Raw genomic sequence first — 14,767 nt, 5'->3', positions numbered from 1 at the left:
CCGTTGCCGGACTTCGTTGCCGACACCCTCTGTCTGGCTATTTTCATGTATGGAGGATAACTGCCTATGGCAAAAAACAAAACAGAGATTCATGTGACCACTGTATTTGACGGGGAGCTGGACGCCACCGATGTGTTCGTCAGCCTGATTTCCCAGAAATACGGCAAGTCAAATACAAAAGAATATCTTGCTAAAAAGAAAGAATTGAAGTATAATGAAGATGAGGTTCAAAAGAGCCGGATACCGTCTGGATTGTGTGGGTAAATGGCTATGATGAACGAAATGGAATACAGAACAATCGGTTCGGCACTTGCCGGGGGCTATCGTGCAGCGGTCTATTGCAGACTGTCAAAGGACGATGACCTGCAAGGCGAAAGTGCCAGTATCGCAAACCAGCGTGATATGCTGGAAAAATACTGCGAAAAGCAGGGATGGGAGGTTGTGGCAGTCTATCAGGACGATGGCTTCACAGGTCTTAATATGGAGCGCCCTGATTTACAGAGAATGTTGAGATCCATTGAGCGCAGGCAAATCAACCTTGTTATCACGAAAGACCTCAGCCGACTGGGGCGTAACTATCTGCAAACCGGGCATTTGATTGAGGACTTTTTCCCAAGAAACGGGGTGCGCTATATCGCCATGAATGACGGTATCGACACCTTACGGGATAACAACGACATTGCCCCGTTCAAGAATATCCTGAACGAGATGTACAGCAAGGATATTTCCAAGAAAGTCCATTCCTCTTATCTTCTGAAAGCGCAGAAAGGACAGTTTACCGGGTGTCTTGCCCCGTTTGGGTATCGGAAAGACCCGGAGGACAAAAACCATCTGCTCATTGACGAGGAAACCGCCCCGATTGTGCGGCTGATTTTCGGATATGCCCTAAACGGTCATGGTCCGAACTATATCCGCAGACGGCTGGAGGAAGAAAAAATCCCCTGCCCCACATGGTGGAACCGGGAACGGGGGCTTCGCAATACCCGCACCAAATGGGAAAAGAAAGACCCGGAAAACGGGCGGTATATGTGGGACTTCTCCGTTATCAAAGACCTTTTGATGAATCCCGTCTACACCGGGGCGATTGCTTCCCAGAAAAAAGACTACCGCTTCAAAATCGGCACGATTGGGGAAAAGAAACCGGAGGACTGGGTTGTGGTTGAGGGACAGCACGAACCGCTGATTGACCGCATGAGCTTTGATATTGTGCAGAACAAGCTGAAATCCCGCCAGCGTCCGGGGCAGACCAATGAAATCAGCCTGTTTGCCGGACTGATAAAATGCGGCGAGTGTGGGAAGTCGCTGACGATACGCTACACAAACGCAAAACATCCCCAGCGGATTTACTCCTGCAAGACCTACAATGCCTTTGGAAAGAACCACTGCACCCAGCACCGGATTGACTATGACACCCTTTACAGCCATGTGCTGCGGAAAATCCGGGAATGTGCCAGAGCTGCCCTGATGGACGGGGAAGCGGTTGCTGACCGCCTGACCAATACCTGTGAAGCCGAGCAGCGGGAACAGCGGGAAGCAATGGAACGCTCCCTTACAAGGGACGAGGAACGGATTGAGGTTCTGGACAAAATGGTCATGCGGCTTTATGAGGATATGATTGCAGGGCGTATCAGTGAGCAGAATTTCAACACCATGCTGGAAAAGACACAGACCGAGCAGACGGAGCTTAAAACAAAAGTGTCCGAGGGCAGAAAGCGGCTGTCCGATGAAGTCCAGCTTGCCAATGACGCAAAACAATGGGTGGAAGCCATTCAGGAATACGCCAACATCACAGAGCTGGACGCAGCCACCCTCAACCGCTTAATCAAAGAAATCGTCGTGCATGAGCGCATTGACGAAGATAAAACAAGACACATTTCTATCGAAATTCATTTTAATCTCAAACCCATCCCGGAGGTGGAACAGGTCACTGCCTGACCTGTCCCGCCGGGACGGTTCTCTTAAAAAATACCATATAGATTTTTTGTACGCCGCCGCCCGCCATCGAGCAGAGTTTTACACCTAATTGGGGATAAAACAGCTTGTCGCGGGCGGCGGTGTCGCCCTGATCGGCGTCACTCTGGTTCCCATGCTGTCCGGTCTGCTGGGCTGATCCCCCGGCTGTCCGCCATCCACCACCTACTACCGCAAACTGTAATCGTTAAATCCTAACACACCACCGCGCCCTCTCGGTTCCATGCGGGAGGGCGCGGGAAAGGAGGTGTACCCGCATGATAGCTGTATGCTGGAATGTGGCTTCTGCGGTGGCACACTTACAAGGCGAAGCTGGCACAGCGGTTCACAGTATAACAAGGTTATCTGGCAATGTGTGACTGCTACCAAAAAGGGCAAGAAGTTTTGTCCTGACAGTAAAGGAATTGCCGAGGAAACCATTGAACAGGCATTTATTGAATCCTACCGGCTTCTGTGCCAAAATAATAAAGACGTGTTAGATGAATTTATTGCCCGAACAGAAGAAACCCTTTCGGACAGTAATGCAAGCAAACAGTTAGCGAAAGTCGAGAAAGATATTGCTGCATTGGACGCAAAGCGGGCCAAGCTGGTTGATATGCGGCTGGAAGAAATCATTGACAAAGATACATACGAGCAAAAGTATTTTGATTTAAGCAGCCAGATCGAACAGCTCCAAAAACAGCGCCAGAGCTTGCAAGAATCCGCTGAAACAGAAAGCACTATGAAAAAGCGGATTGCAGAGTTTCGTAGGACGCTGGAAGAAAACGAAGTGCTGGACACTTTTGACCGTTACGTTTTTGAAAGCATAGTTGCAAAAGTGATCGTCGGCGGGTATGATGAAGATGGTAACAAAGACCCGGCTATGCTGACATTCATCTATAAGACTGGATTCAAAAACAGTTTGGACGGCACCAATTTTAAGCCGCCGAGAAAGAACAGCAAGGTAGCAAAACAGAACGCCGGTTTGTGTTCCCATACAACCGACGAGGCAAAGTCAATGTGTTCCTATCATAGTGACGACACATATCGAGACGGTGGCACTGCTCACCCGGCGGGAGGGACGAAGATGATCTTTCATACCAATCCCCGCAGGCAGCGGCAGTATGATCGCAGCGATTATAAATTGGAGCCCTTTTGGATCCAGCGGCGCCCGGTCCGGATCCGGCGCACGGTGCTGGCGGTAGTGGTGCCGCTGCTGTGCGGCCTGCTGGCCTATCTTGCCATGGCAGGCAGGGATGTTTTTCTGCGCCTGGAGGCTGCCGTGGCCGCGGGGACGCTGCCCTACCTGGTTCTGTTTCCCGTTGCCGTCCTCACCTGGAAGAACGACCTTGCCACCTGCCGGGGCGTGGCCATCCGCCGCTATGATGACAAACTGGATTTGCAGCCCAAGCGCCTGATCTACAGTTACCGGGACCGCCGCGACGGTCGGTTCGGGCCGCGGTATGAATCGTCGGTGCCCTATTCGCTGTTGGACCGGATCATCTACTTCCCGGACCGGAACTTTCTGGTTCTGTGGTGCGGCGGGGTCGATACCGTCTATGAGGCTTCGGGCGCAGCAGTGAAGCACACCAATTACTGGACGGGGTTCGGCAAGATCATTCGCAGCAACCATCGGGTCTTTCTGCCCATGGTGTACGATGACAATGAGGCAGTTCTGCAGGCACTGGAAAGCCTGTCGGCCACCGAGGTGGAGCGCTACCCCGGCACGGATAGGATCATTCCGGCGGACAAACGGTTGGAAAATCCGCCGGTTACGTAAAAAACACGGCACAAGGTGTAAAATTTTTGAAAACGACTTGCCGGGGACAAGTGGAATCGGTTATAATGAAGCCGTTGGAGCAACGGAACAGAAAAAAGGAGCGTGCCTATGTTCTGCAAACTGACCCCGGCGGAAGAAACCCGGATGCGGCAGCTGCTGCAAGGGGTAGCGGACGATCCCAATTCGCTGCTGATGCGTCAGTTCATTCAGCACGGAACGGTTACGACCTACGAACATTGCCTGCGGGTGGCGCGCATCGCCTACTGGTTGAATCTGCGTTTCGGCTGCCGGGCACGGGAGGCCAGCCTGCTGCGAGGGGCCTTCCTGCACGACTTCTATCTCTACGACTGGCACGCCTGCCGCAGCATCACCCACTGGCACGGGTTCAAGCATCCGCTGATCGCCCGCTACAATGCCGAGACGGTCTTTCAGCTCAACGAAACCGAAAAAAACATCATCCAGAGCCACATGTGGCCGTTGACCATTACCTGGCTGCCGCGCTGCCGGGAGGCGGTGCTGGTCTGCCTGGCGGACAAGATGTCCTCTGCATGGGAAACGGTGATGGAACGCCGCGCGCCCCGGCTGGCCTGGCAGCAGGAATAATAAATTCTTATCCCTTTCAGAGAAATCTGAAAGGGATTTTTTGTATAACAAGATAAAATTATCGAAAAACGATAAAAAATACTTGCAAAACGATAATGCACGTGCTATACTGCTGGTAACCTGAACAAGAGGGGGCGTAGACAAATGAAATGTTGGCAATGGGACGATCACAAAAGCATCACGCTGACCCGCTACGTGGTGGCGCTGGCTATTTTGGGCAGTGCCGTGATGACGGTGTGCGGTCCCTGGCTGGTACGCTGGCTGATGCAGACCCACCATCTGAACCATGACGGCCCGGCGGTGGAAATCGCCTTGCTGGTACTGGGGTATCTCTGTGCAGCACTGGCTTTCTGGATGCTGTATAACCTTTATCGCTTTTTGAAGCGGCTGGAGCAGGGGCAGGTCTTTGTGTCCCAGACGGTGCTGGCGCTGCGCCGGATCAGCTGGTGCTGCACCTGGGCGGCGGTGCTCTGCCTGCCGGCGGGCATCTGGATCTATCTGCCCTTTGCCTTTCTGGCGGTGGCGGCAGGATTCATGGCACTGCTGGTGCGGGTGCTCAAAAATGCCTTTGAGCAGGCCGTGCGGATGAAGGACGAACTGGACTATACCATTTAAAGGAGGTGCGCCGCTGTGCCCATCGTGGTCAATCTGGATGTGATGATGGCGCGCCGCCACAAAGGCGCAGGGGAACTGGCCGAGGAGATCGGCATCACCCCGGCCAATCTGTCCGTCCTCAAAAACAATAAAGCCAAGGCGGTGCGGTTCTCCACGCTGGAGGCGCTGTGCAAGGCGCTGGACTGCCAGCCCGCCGATCTTTTGGAATACGTTCCCGACGAGCCGTAACGCCCGCCGGATCCACAACTGAACAGGAGGTTCTCCATGAACGAACTCCCCAAAGAGGGCGCCGGGCGTCCCCTTTACGAAAGTGTGCCCAAAATGCAGCCCGAAGTGCCGTCGGCTCCTTATTTATGGAGCGCGGCGGCCAGTTATCCGCTGGCCTATCTCTATGTCAAAGAAATCCTGTTTGTCAGTAAGTTTACGAGCTGGGGCCTGCCGGTCTTCACCATCCTGTTCATCGCGGGGGTGGAAGTGATGGCCCGTGCCCTGCACCGCAAGGCTGCTGCAGAAACGCCTCTCTGGGCGGGATGCTGGCTGGTGCTGACCGGTGCCATGGTCCTGTGGGGAGAACAGCCCGCGCTGAGCGGATGGCAGCCGCTGGTCTGGCATCTCTTTGCCGTCTGGTTTGTGCTGGCCCGCTGCGGGATGCTGGCCCAAGGATACACCGGCAGCCTCTGCTTTCTGGACGGGGTGACCGGCTTGATCCTTCTGCCCTTCGGCAATTTTTTCCGGCGCATCGGGGCGGTCTGGGCCGGCCTGCGCAGCCTTGCCCGGCAGCGGTTGAAACTGCGTCAGACCGCCGTGGGGGCAGTGACCGTGGTGATCACCCTGCTGCTCTGTGCCGTGGCCTGGAGTCTGCTGGCTGCGGCCGACCCGCATTTTGCGGCCATCGGCCGGAACTGGACTGCCTGGCTGAACAGCTTCCTGGACAGCTACAAGCTGTTCTCCTATGTCATGTACTTCCTGCTTTCTCTGCCGGTGGGGGCTTGGCTGTACGGCCTGGTGGCGGGCGCTCTGCGCCGGGAAACACCGCCCTGTCCGGCAGACCGCTTCTGTGCCCGGACGGAACCGCTGCGCTGCCTGCCCTGGATCACCTCCAACGTGGCGGTAGGGGCCCTTTGCGCCATCTACACGCTGTTTTTTGCTCTGCAGGCGGCGGAGTGGCTGGCTGCCGCTCCGCTGGGACTGACGGCGCCGGCTGCCTCCGACTTTGCGGTGGATGGGTTCTGGGAGCTGCTGCGCATTTTGCTGTTGGACTTCTGTGTGCTGGCAGCGGTCCGGTTCCTGGGCCGCCGGCCGCTGCCCAAAGCCCTGGCCGCCCTTTTCTGTCTGTACGGTGTGGCCTTTGCGGCGCTGGCCGCCGCCAAACTGGCAACCTACATCCGCCTGTTCGGCTACACGCCCCGCCGCGTGGTGGCCGGGTGGTTCCTCTGTGTGCTGGGGATCTGGGCCATTCTGCTGCTGGTGCGGGTCTTCCGGGCAGTGCCGGCGGCACGGATCGGCCTGGCGGTGCTGGCGGTCAGCTTTGTGCTGCTCTCCTGCGCGGATATAAAAAGCCGGATCGTACGTGCCAACGTGGAGCGGTACGCTGCAGGCGTGGATGCCGACCTGGACCTGGATGTGCTGCAGGACTGCGGTCTCAGCTACTGGACGCGGGGCAGGGAACAGTCCGACATGGTGACCTATACCCGCTGGCTGCTGGATGCCGGCTGGTTTGAAAACCGATCCATCGAGGATCTGCAGCAGCTCTACGATATGGATGGCCCCGGCCTCGGAGAAACACGGCGGGTCAGACTGGACGGAGACTGGCTGCTGACCATGACATTTGACGACCGCTGGTGCTGTACGGCGGCTTCCTTGACGCAGACGGAAAACCGGGTATAATAAAAGCGGGCAGCCGCCCCACAGAAATTTCCCGGAGGTACTCCTGATATGCCTGATATCTATACCCGGACACGCGCCCTGCTGGGCACCCCCGCGCTGGAAACGCTGCGCGCCGCCCATGTGGCGGTGTTCGGCATCGGCGGGGTAGGCGGCCAGGCCGTCGAGGTGCTGGCCCGCAGCGGCGTGGGGGAGCTGAGTCTCTTCGACAGCGATACGGTGGCGGAATCCAACCTCAACCGGCAGCTCGTTGCGCTGCGCTCCACCCTGGGTCACTATAAAGTGGACGCCATGGCAGCCCGTATTGCGGACATCGATCCCACCACGGTGGTACACGCCAACCGGCTGTTCTATAATACCGACACCGCCGCCGGCATCGACATGGCGCAGTTCGACTATGTGCTGGACTGCATCGATACCGTCTCGGCCAAACTGCTGCTCATTGAGCGGTGCAAGGCGGCGGGAACGCCGATCCTGTGCAGCATGGGGGCGGCCAACAAGCTGGACCCCACGGCGTTCCGGGTGGCGGATATCGAAAAGACCAGTGTGGATCCGCTGGCAAAAGTCATCCGCATCCAGTGCCGCAAGCGGCGGCTGGGCAAGGTGAAGGTGGTCTTTTCCACCGAGGAGCCGTTGGCGCCTCTCACCGAGGAACTGGATGAGTCCCCGGCCAACGGGCGCCGCACGGTGCCTGCCAGCAACGCTTTTGTGCCTGCGGCCTGCGGATTGGTCTGCGGCGGCGAAGTGGTCAAGGATCTGGTGCGCAGAGCCGGCACCGGACGCCCCGAAATGAACAGATGAGCCAGACGCTCCCCGTTGGGAGCGTCTTTTTTTGTGGAATTTTACAGAAGTTGTCGTCTGTTTTGCATTGTAATTTATTCGGCAAAATGTTACACTATTCTTACTTATATTGTTTGAATTTTGCTGCATACCTTGGCAAGGAGAGGTTTACTACCGTGTCTGAAGATCGCAAAGTATATCGCAGCTCCGGGCGGGCTGCTCCGAATACGCAACCACCGGCGGCCCCGCAGAATCAGGCGGGCCGGCCGCAGCCGCCGCGCAGCGGCAAACCACGCCGCCGCAAAAGTGCCCGCCGCCGGCGCAGCCGGCTGGTGCTGGCACTGTGTTTGCTCTGCCTGTTTGTGGTGGCAGGGGTTTGCCTTGCGCTGACCCGATGCACTTCCGGCCCCAGCGGTCCGGCACAGGCGGATTTCGGCACAGCGGCGGCAGCCTGGCAGAAAAATGAACTGGGGTACTATTTCAACGCCAGCGGCGAGGCCATCCCGGCGGCGGTGCTCAAGGGCATCGACGTCTCCAAATTCCAAGGCGAGGTGGACTGGGAAAAGGCCAAGGCTGCGGGCATTGATTTCGCCATCATCCGCTGCGGCTACGGCGGTGAATGGGACGGCCAGGAAGCCGACTGGGCCCAGGACGACGACCAGTGGCGCCGCAACGCCGATGAATGCACCCGTCTGGGGATTCCTTTCGGGGTGTATCTCTACTCCTATGCCACCACGGTGGAGGAGGCCCGCTCCGAGGCCGACCATGTGGCACGGCTGCTGGGACTGGTGGCCCCGCCCCAGGAAGGCCTGGCCGATTACACGGCTTCACCCTACCAGCTGTCCTATCCGGTGTATTACGACCTGGAGGACAAGAGCATCAGCGGGATCTTCTCCGATGAGATGGCCGCCATTACCCAGGCCTTCTTTGACCGGCTGGTGGAGCTGGGCTACACCGGGGAACAGGGCATCTATGCCTCGCTGAACTGGGTGCGCGCCCGCTTCAGCGACCCGGCCTTCGACCCCTGGCGGGACAATCTGTGGATCGCCCGCTTCTCGGATTCTCTGGGCTACACCGGCACCTACGACATGTGGCAGTGCACCTACCAGGCGCCCGGCGCCGACTACGGCGTCCAGAGCGAGACGGTGGACGTGGACTTCGTCATGCGTCCCTTTACCGTCACGGGCATCACCGACGGTATGGGCAAGGCCGCCGATCCGGTCTTTGTCAACGATACTTACCAGATGGAGCTGCATCTGGACGCCAAGGATGCCCGCGCCACCCTGACTACCAACCAGTCCTCCGAGGAGGAGGGAGGCCAGAAGATTTTCTGGCAGAGCAGCAATGAGGATGTGGCCACCGTGGATAAGCACGGTGTGGTCCGGGCCCAGGCGGACAGCGGCGAGTGCACCATCACCGCCACGCTGGCCGACGGCACCGAGAGCGTTTCCTGTCTGGTACGCATCGGCGACATTACGGTGCCGGTCTTTGCCACTGCCCAGCTGAACGGCATGCGGGACAATATGGCCTATGTGGCGGGGCTCAAGGCCTCGGCGCCGGACGCTATCCTGCTGGATGCCGGCGGCGGCCTGCAGGGAACCCGGAGCTCCAGCCTCACCGGCGGCATGGATATGTTCAGCACCTTCTCGGCAGTGGGATATGACCTGCAGGCCATCGGCGCGGAGGATCTTGCTTTCGGCATCGAGCGGCTGCGCAGCGATGCCAACATGGCTTCGGGACCGTCCCTGGCGGCCAACCTGCGGGACGCCGAGGGTTCCGCCATCTTCTACCGTTCCACCAGCTGGAATCGCAACCGCATCACCAACGGTATGAACTACGTGCTGGAACGGGCGGGCTATAAGATCGGCTTCTTCTCTCTGGCGGATACCGCCACGGTGACCGGCCAAGTCGGCCTTGTCAACGAGGAAACGCCCATCGCCAATGACCTGGCCCAGACCGCCAGTGAGCAGGTCGCGGCCCTGCAGGCCGAGGGCGTGGACGTTATCCTCTGCATTGCCACCCCCGGGGTGGATGTCCGGGAACTGGACAATACGCTGGCAGACCTGGGCGTTACAGCGGTCATCAACGGCAATGGCGAGGAATTGCAGGGGACCGCATTGCCGGTGCTGGTTGCAGGCCAGGGCACCGGAGAGGTAGCCCGGCTGAATCTCGTCTTTACCCAGGGCGGCAGCTGCCGGGTGGACCTGGAAAGCAAGGTGACCACCGGCGATCTGGAGACGGCTCTCAACGACCAGTGGAGTCAGTACCTGACCACCGGGGAGGACGGCAGCCTGACGGTAACCGATACCGCCGACCCCGAAAAGGATGTGGCGGCGGACGGGGCCGATCCCACGGCGCCCACCGAGCGCGCCGAGGATGCCGTCCGTCAGGCGGCCTCTGCCTACCTGAACGCCTCGCTGGCGCTGCAGGAGTTGGACGCCGACGATCTGAGCATCCTGAATACACCGCTCTTCACCTACGCCCAGAATCCCGATGCCAGCAAGACGATCAGCTACGCCAACTATCTGGCCACCCTCTACGAGGAAATTGCCGAGAATGACCGCGACCACTGGCCGGAAGGTTGGGCGGATGCCGAGGTGACCGGTGTGGCTGGCGGCGTCACCGAGCTGGAATATGGTGACATCACCCGCCAGCAGCTGCTGGAATCGATGCCCATTGCCCAGCGGCTGGTGCTGGTCTCCACCACGGCGGAGGCGGCCCAGACCCTCATCGACAGCGGCAATGTCACCCGCACCTACCAAGCCAGCCTGACGGCTTACGAGCCGGAAGGGGATACCGTCCTGCTGGTGGGCGACACCCAGACGCTGGAGGCACTGGGCGAAGACAACTATACCATCCTGCGTGATTACGGCGACCTGTTCTGGGATGTCCGTATGAATATCAACGACAACACCAACAATTTCACCGAAGATTTTGTCCTGCCCGAAGCGCCCACCTACGGCGTGGGCCGCAACCAGTAAGGCGGACGATTGCAGGGAGGCGTACTGTATGAAACTTACCTTTTTGGGTGCTGCCCGGGAAGTGACCGGCAGCTGCACGCAGCTGGAAGCGGCGGGGCACCGTCTGCTGGTGGACTGCGGTATGGAGCAGGGACGGGATGTCTATGAAAACGCCGACCTGCCCTATGCCCCCGGCACCTACGAGGCCTTGCTGCTGACCCACGCCCACATCGACCACTCGGGTCAGATCCCCTACCTCTATAAAAACGGCTACCGCGGGCCCATCTATTCCACCGATGCGACGATGGATCTGTGCGGTATCATGCTGCGGGACTCGGCGCACATCCAGGAACAGGAGGCCGAGTGGAAAAACCGAAAAGCCCAGCGCAGCGGCGCCGCCATGGTAGAACCGGATTACACGGTGGAGGATGCCGAAAAGGTCATGCAGCAGTTCGTGCCCTGCCCCTACGGCGCCTGGCAGACGCTGTTTGACGAAGAGGGCGGCAAGATCGAGGTGCTCTTCACCGACGTGGGCCACCTGCTGGGCAGTGCGTCCATCTCCATCCGGATCACCGAACCGGAACGCCAGCCCGAGATCATCGTCTTTTCCGGCGACATCGGCAACACCCATCAGCCGCTGATCAAGGATCCGGCCATCCCGCCCCACGCTGACTATCTGGTCATGGAATCCACCTACGGTGATCGCAGCCACGGCCCGCGGCCGGATTATCTCGGGGAGCTCACCGAGGTGCTGCAGACCACCTTTGACCGGGGCGGCAACGTGGTCATCCCCAGCTTTGCGGTGGGCCGTACCCAGGAACTGCTCTATTTCATCCGCCAGATCAAGGAGGAAGGCCGCATCCACGGGCACGATGATTTCCCAGTCTTTGTGGACAGCCCCCTGGCCAGCAAGTCCACCACCATCTTCCGGGAAAACTTCATGGAATGCTACGATGAGGAGGCCATGGCCATCGTCCAGCGCGGAGAAAATCCGCTGTGGTTCCCGGGACTTTGTGTCAGCGAGACCAAGGAAGAGTCCATGGCCATCAACGGAGATCCCACGCCCAAGGTCATCATCTCGGCCTCCGGCATGTGTGACGCGGGCCGCATCCGCCACCATCTGAAGTACAATCTCTGGCGGCCGGAGTGCACCATCCTCTTCGTGGGATTCCAGAGCCCCGGGACCCTGGGCAATGTGCTGCTGGGCGGCGCCACCGAAGTCAAGCTCTTCGGAGACGAGATCCAGGTCAAGGCCCACATCCATCGTCTCAGCGGGCTGTCGGGGCACGCCGACCAGGACGGGCTGGCCAACTGGCTGCATGCCTTTGACGAAAAGCCCAAGTTCGTCTTTGTCAACCACGGCGAGGATGCGGTAGCCGACCACTGGGCCCACCGTCTGCAGGAGGAAGGCTACGAGGCCGAAGCACCCTACAACGGGTCCATCTGGATCGTGGGGGATGGACGGGTGGCCTGTGCCGAGGTCGGCAACACCAAAAAGATCGTCAAGACGCCGGGCGTGGCTACGGTGCGCAGCAGTGCGGCCTACGACCGGCTGGTCAACATGGGCAAGCGCCTGATGGCGGTCATTCAGCACAACCAGGGCGGCGCCAATAAGGACCTGGCCAAGTTTGCCAGCCAGATCGCCAGCCTGTGCGACAAATGGGACCGCTGACCATCCGCCAATCTTTTATCCCGAAGGGGGAACGCCGATTTTGTGGCATCCGATCAAACATTATAAAACCATCCATCACCACAAGATGCTGGTGATGAAACACTGCTTCCGCTGCGGACTGTACTGGCAGGGACTCACCCACGACCTGAGCAAACTGTCCCCGGTGGAATTCCTGGCCGGGGCGAAGTACTGGCAGGGGACCTGCAGCCCCAACAACGCCCAGCGCAAAGCCGAGGGCTACAGTGCCGCCTGGCTGCACCACAAGGGGCGCAACAAGCACCATCTGGAATACTGGATCGACTACGCCCCGGCCGGGGATCACGCCCTGGCCGGTATGCGGATGCCGGCCCGCTATGTGGCCGAGATGGTCTGCGACCGTATTGCCGCCAGCAAGAACTACAAGGGGGCCGCCTATACCGACGCCACTGCCTGGGAGTATTACGAGCACAGCAAGGACCACTACATCCTGCATCCTGAGACCCGCCGGGAACTGGAGACCTGTCTGCAGGTTCTGCGCGACGAAGGGGAGGATGCCTGCTTCGCCTACATCCGCACCCGGCTGCTGGGCAAGAAACGATAAAGACTTGACGCGGAGGACGCATTCACGTGCGTCCTCTTTTTTTGTCTGTCCTGTAAGGTTTCGGGCGGCCGTGCCGTCTGGAATAGCAGAAAGCGCTTTTGAGAACAAATAACAGGGAGGAATCCAAGTGAATGACCGGGACCTGACCCGTCTGCTGCAGACCGACCCCGACGCGGGGCTGCAGGCTGCCATGCAGGCGTACGCCTCGCTGGTCAAAGCCGTGCTGATACGGATTTTGCCGCGGGATCCGCGGGATGTGGAGGAATGTATGGCCGATACCTTTGTCTCGCTGTGGCGCCACGCCGCCGAACTGGAGGAACAACGCACACCGTTGCGGCCCTGGCTGCTGGTGACGGCACGCAACAAAGGCATTGATCGGTATCACAGGCTGCGCCGGCATGCGGCGCTCTCGCTGGACGAGGAACTGAGCCGGACCATCGGCGAGGTGGCGGAATTTGACCGTGCCACTTCGGATGCCGCCGACTGGGTTGGCGCCATGGTGGCGGCCATGGACCCGCCCGACCGGGAGATTTTTCTGCGCAAGTATTACCTGCTGCAATCCAGCAAAGAGATTGCCGCAGCCCTGGGGATGGCCGAGGGTACCGTCAACACCCGCCTGAGCCGCGGCCGGGAACGGCTGCGCCGCCAATTGCAGCAGAAAGGAGTGCACTGCCATGCGTAAAGAAAACCTTGACCGTTCTTTGCTGGACGAACTGAACCGTCTTGACCCGCCCGCCGTTCCGCTGGAAGAAGGAGAGTGGAACCGGGTGTTGGCGTCGGCCCGCGGGCAGGTGCGCGGGGGAACCCGCCAACGGCCGCGGCGCGGCCGCTGGCTGCGGCTGGTGCGCAGTGCGGCGGTGGCGGCAGCTGCCTGTGTGGTGCTGCTGGGCAGCGTGAACCTGGCCAACCCCGCCCTCGCCGAAAGTCTTCCCCTGGTGGGCACCCTGTTCAGCCGCATCAATCGCAGCGAGGACACCCGCCTGCGCAGTGAGCAGCTCAACCAGTATGCCCAGACGGTGGAACAGACCGCCGAGAGCGCCCACAGTCCTTATACAGTGACCCTGGGGCAGATCTACCGGGACGAGGACTGGATGCGGCTGAGTCTGGTGCTCACCGCTGCGGATGACAGCCTGGCCGGGTTCGATACCATCCGGGCAGATGCCGGCGGTTCCATGCCGCTGGATACCGCCGAGGCCTCGGGGGTACTGATTCTGGAGAACGGCGGAACCATCCTGGAGGAAGGAACGGGCTGGTTCACCCGGCAGGACGATCACACCTTCGTGATGGGGCTCAACTATCCCATGTTCCTCTATGAGACGGAAGGCTCGCTGAGCGGTCAGTCGGTGACGATGCATCTTCATGACCTGGTAGCCTGCAATGTGGAACTGCTGGAGGAGCGCACCAGAGAATGGGGCAGCGAATACTGCCATTGGGAATACCACAATGAAACGCCGCTGGAAGGGGACTACACGCTGTCTTTCACCATCCCCGAACCGGGCACCGAAGGCATCCGTACCTTCACCGGCCCGCTGACCCAGAATGGGGTGACGCTGCACAGCCTGACCGCCACGCCGGCCGCTGCCAAGCTGGACCTGCAGGTGCCCGCGGAAGATAGTATCCAGCCCAAGCTGACCACCGAGGACGGTACCCTGCTCAAGCTGGAACGGGGAGAAGGCGTGCATGTGGACGAAAATGACAGTAACAGCGATTATCGCTGGACCTACTATTTCGACACGGTACCGGAGGACTGTCGGAATGTCACGTTGACAGTGTACAACATTGTGGATTACGACAAGCCGGACGGTTATGAAGTGCTGACCGAATTTACGGTGCCGCTCTCCTGAAAAAATCCCTGCCCGCAGCCTGGATGCTGCGGGCAATTTCTGTTGACAAAGCGCCCGGCGTGTGATTGAATAGTAGATACTACAGCGGACCGCCGTGGT

Annotated in this window: 13 protein-coding genes and 2 pseudogenes; all 15 read left to right on the top strand. The window is 59.4% G+C overall.

Going from position 1 to position 14,767, the window contains the following annotated elements; all coding sequences use genetic code 11:
- The first annotated feature begins 66 nt into the window (after positions 1–66).
- The 15 genes and pseudogenes from NQ490_RS03285 to NQ490_RS03215 all read left to right on the top strand — a co-directional run bounded on the left by NQ490_RS03285 (position 67) and on the right by NQ490_RS03215 (position 14,668).
- Positions 67–264, top strand: coding sequence for a hypothetical protein (locus NQ490_RS03285; protein ID WP_007047419.1), 198 nt, complete (start codon positions 67–69; stop codon positions 262–264).
- Positions 265–1,935 (top strand): recombinase family protein, encoded by a 1,671-nt coding sequence (locus tag NQ490_RS03280; protein ID WP_005335872.1) that lies wholly within the window; start codon positions 265–267, stop codon positions 1,933–1,935. It begins immediately after the preceding gene.
- Between the two features lie 91 nt (positions 1,936–2,026).
- A pseudogene (locus NQ490_RS03275) lies at positions 2,027–2,110 on the top strand (Maff2 family mobile element protein); the annotation flags it as partial.
- 84 nt (positions 2,111–2,194) lie between these two features.
- Positions 2,195–2,356: pseudogene (locus NQ490_RS15445) on the top strand (zinc ribbon domain-containing protein); the annotation flags it as partial.
- 681 nt (positions 2,357–3,037) lie between these two features.
- A complete protein-coding gene (locus tag NQ490_RS03265; protein WP_187118528.1) occupies positions 3,038–3,730 on the top strand; it encodes a hypothetical protein in 693 nt (230 codons plus the stop codon).
- Between the two features lie 108 nt (positions 3,731–3,838).
- A complete protein-coding gene (locus tag NQ490_RS03260) occupies positions 3,839–4,333 on the top strand; it encodes an HD domain-containing protein (RefSeq protein WP_007047417.1) in 495 nt (164 codons plus the stop codon).
- 144 nt (positions 4,334–4,477) lie between these two features.
- The gene (locus NQ490_RS03255; protein ID WP_007047416.1) at positions 4,478–4,948 is read left to right on the top strand and encodes a DUF2975 domain-containing protein; all 471 of its coding nucleotides are present in this window, start codon (positions 4,478–4,480) and stop codon (positions 4,946–4,948) included.
- A 15-nt stretch (positions 4,949–4,963) separates the two neighbouring features.
- Positions 4,964–5,176 (top strand): helix-turn-helix domain-containing protein, encoded by a 213-nt coding sequence (locus NQ490_RS03250; protein WP_007047415.1) that lies wholly within the window; start codon positions 4,964–4,966, stop codon positions 5,174–5,176.
- Between the two features lie 36 nt (positions 5,177–5,212).
- Positions 5,213–6,835 (top strand): DUF4153 domain-containing protein, encoded by a 1,623-nt coding sequence (locus NQ490_RS03245; RefSeq protein ID WP_007047414.1) that lies wholly within the window; start codon positions 5,213–5,215, stop codon positions 6,833–6,835.
- Positions 6,836–6,883: 48 nt separating this feature from the next.
- Positions 6,884–7,633: a tRNA threonylcarbamoyladenosine dehydratase gene (locus NQ490_RS03240; RefSeq protein ID WP_007047413.1), complete on the top strand. Its 750-nt coding sequence runs from the start codon at positions 6,884–6,886 to the stop codon at positions 7,631–7,633.
- A 155-nt stretch (positions 7,634–7,788) separates the two neighbouring features.
- Positions 7,789–10,593: a GH25 family lysozyme gene (locus NQ490_RS03235; protein WP_050764701.1), complete on the top strand. Its 2,805-nt coding sequence runs from the start codon at positions 7,789–7,791 to the stop codon at positions 10,591–10,593.
- Between the two features lie 28 nt (positions 10,594–10,621).
- Positions 10,622–12,244: an MBL fold metallo-hydrolase RNA specificity domain-containing protein gene (locus tag NQ490_RS03230; RefSeq protein ID WP_007047411.1), complete on the top strand. Its 1,623-nt coding sequence runs from the start codon at positions 10,622–10,624 to the stop codon at positions 12,242–12,244.
- An 85-nt stretch (positions 12,245–12,329) separates the two neighbouring features.
- Positions 12,330–12,824: a DUF5662 family protein gene (locus NQ490_RS03225; protein ID WP_007047410.1), complete on the top strand. Its 495-nt coding sequence runs from the start codon at positions 12,330–12,332 to the stop codon at positions 12,822–12,824.
- Positions 12,825–12,951: 127 nt separating this feature from the next.
- Positions 12,952–13,506: an RNA polymerase sigma factor gene (locus NQ490_RS03220; RefSeq protein ID WP_007047409.1), complete on the top strand. Its 555-nt coding sequence runs from the start codon at positions 12,952–12,954 to the stop codon at positions 13,504–13,506.
- Positions 13,499–14,668 carry a DUF4179 domain-containing protein gene (locus NQ490_RS03215; RefSeq protein ID WP_007047408.1) on the top strand — a complete coding sequence of 390 codons (1,170 nt, stop codon included), beginning with the start codon at positions 13,499–13,501 and terminating at the stop codon, positions 14,666–14,668. Before NQ490_RS03220 ends, NQ490_RS03215 begins: the two co-directional genes overlap by 8 nt.
- The last annotated feature ends 99 nt before the right edge of the window (positions 14,669–14,767 follow it).

Source organism: Subdoligranulum variabile (genome assembly GCF_025152575.1).
Lineage (GTDB): Bacteria > Bacillota > Clostridia > Oscillospirales > Ruminococcaceae > Gemmiger > Gemmiger variabilis.
Note: the sequence above shows the minus strand (reverse complement) of the source record. Positions and strands in the feature narration are given on the sequence as shown.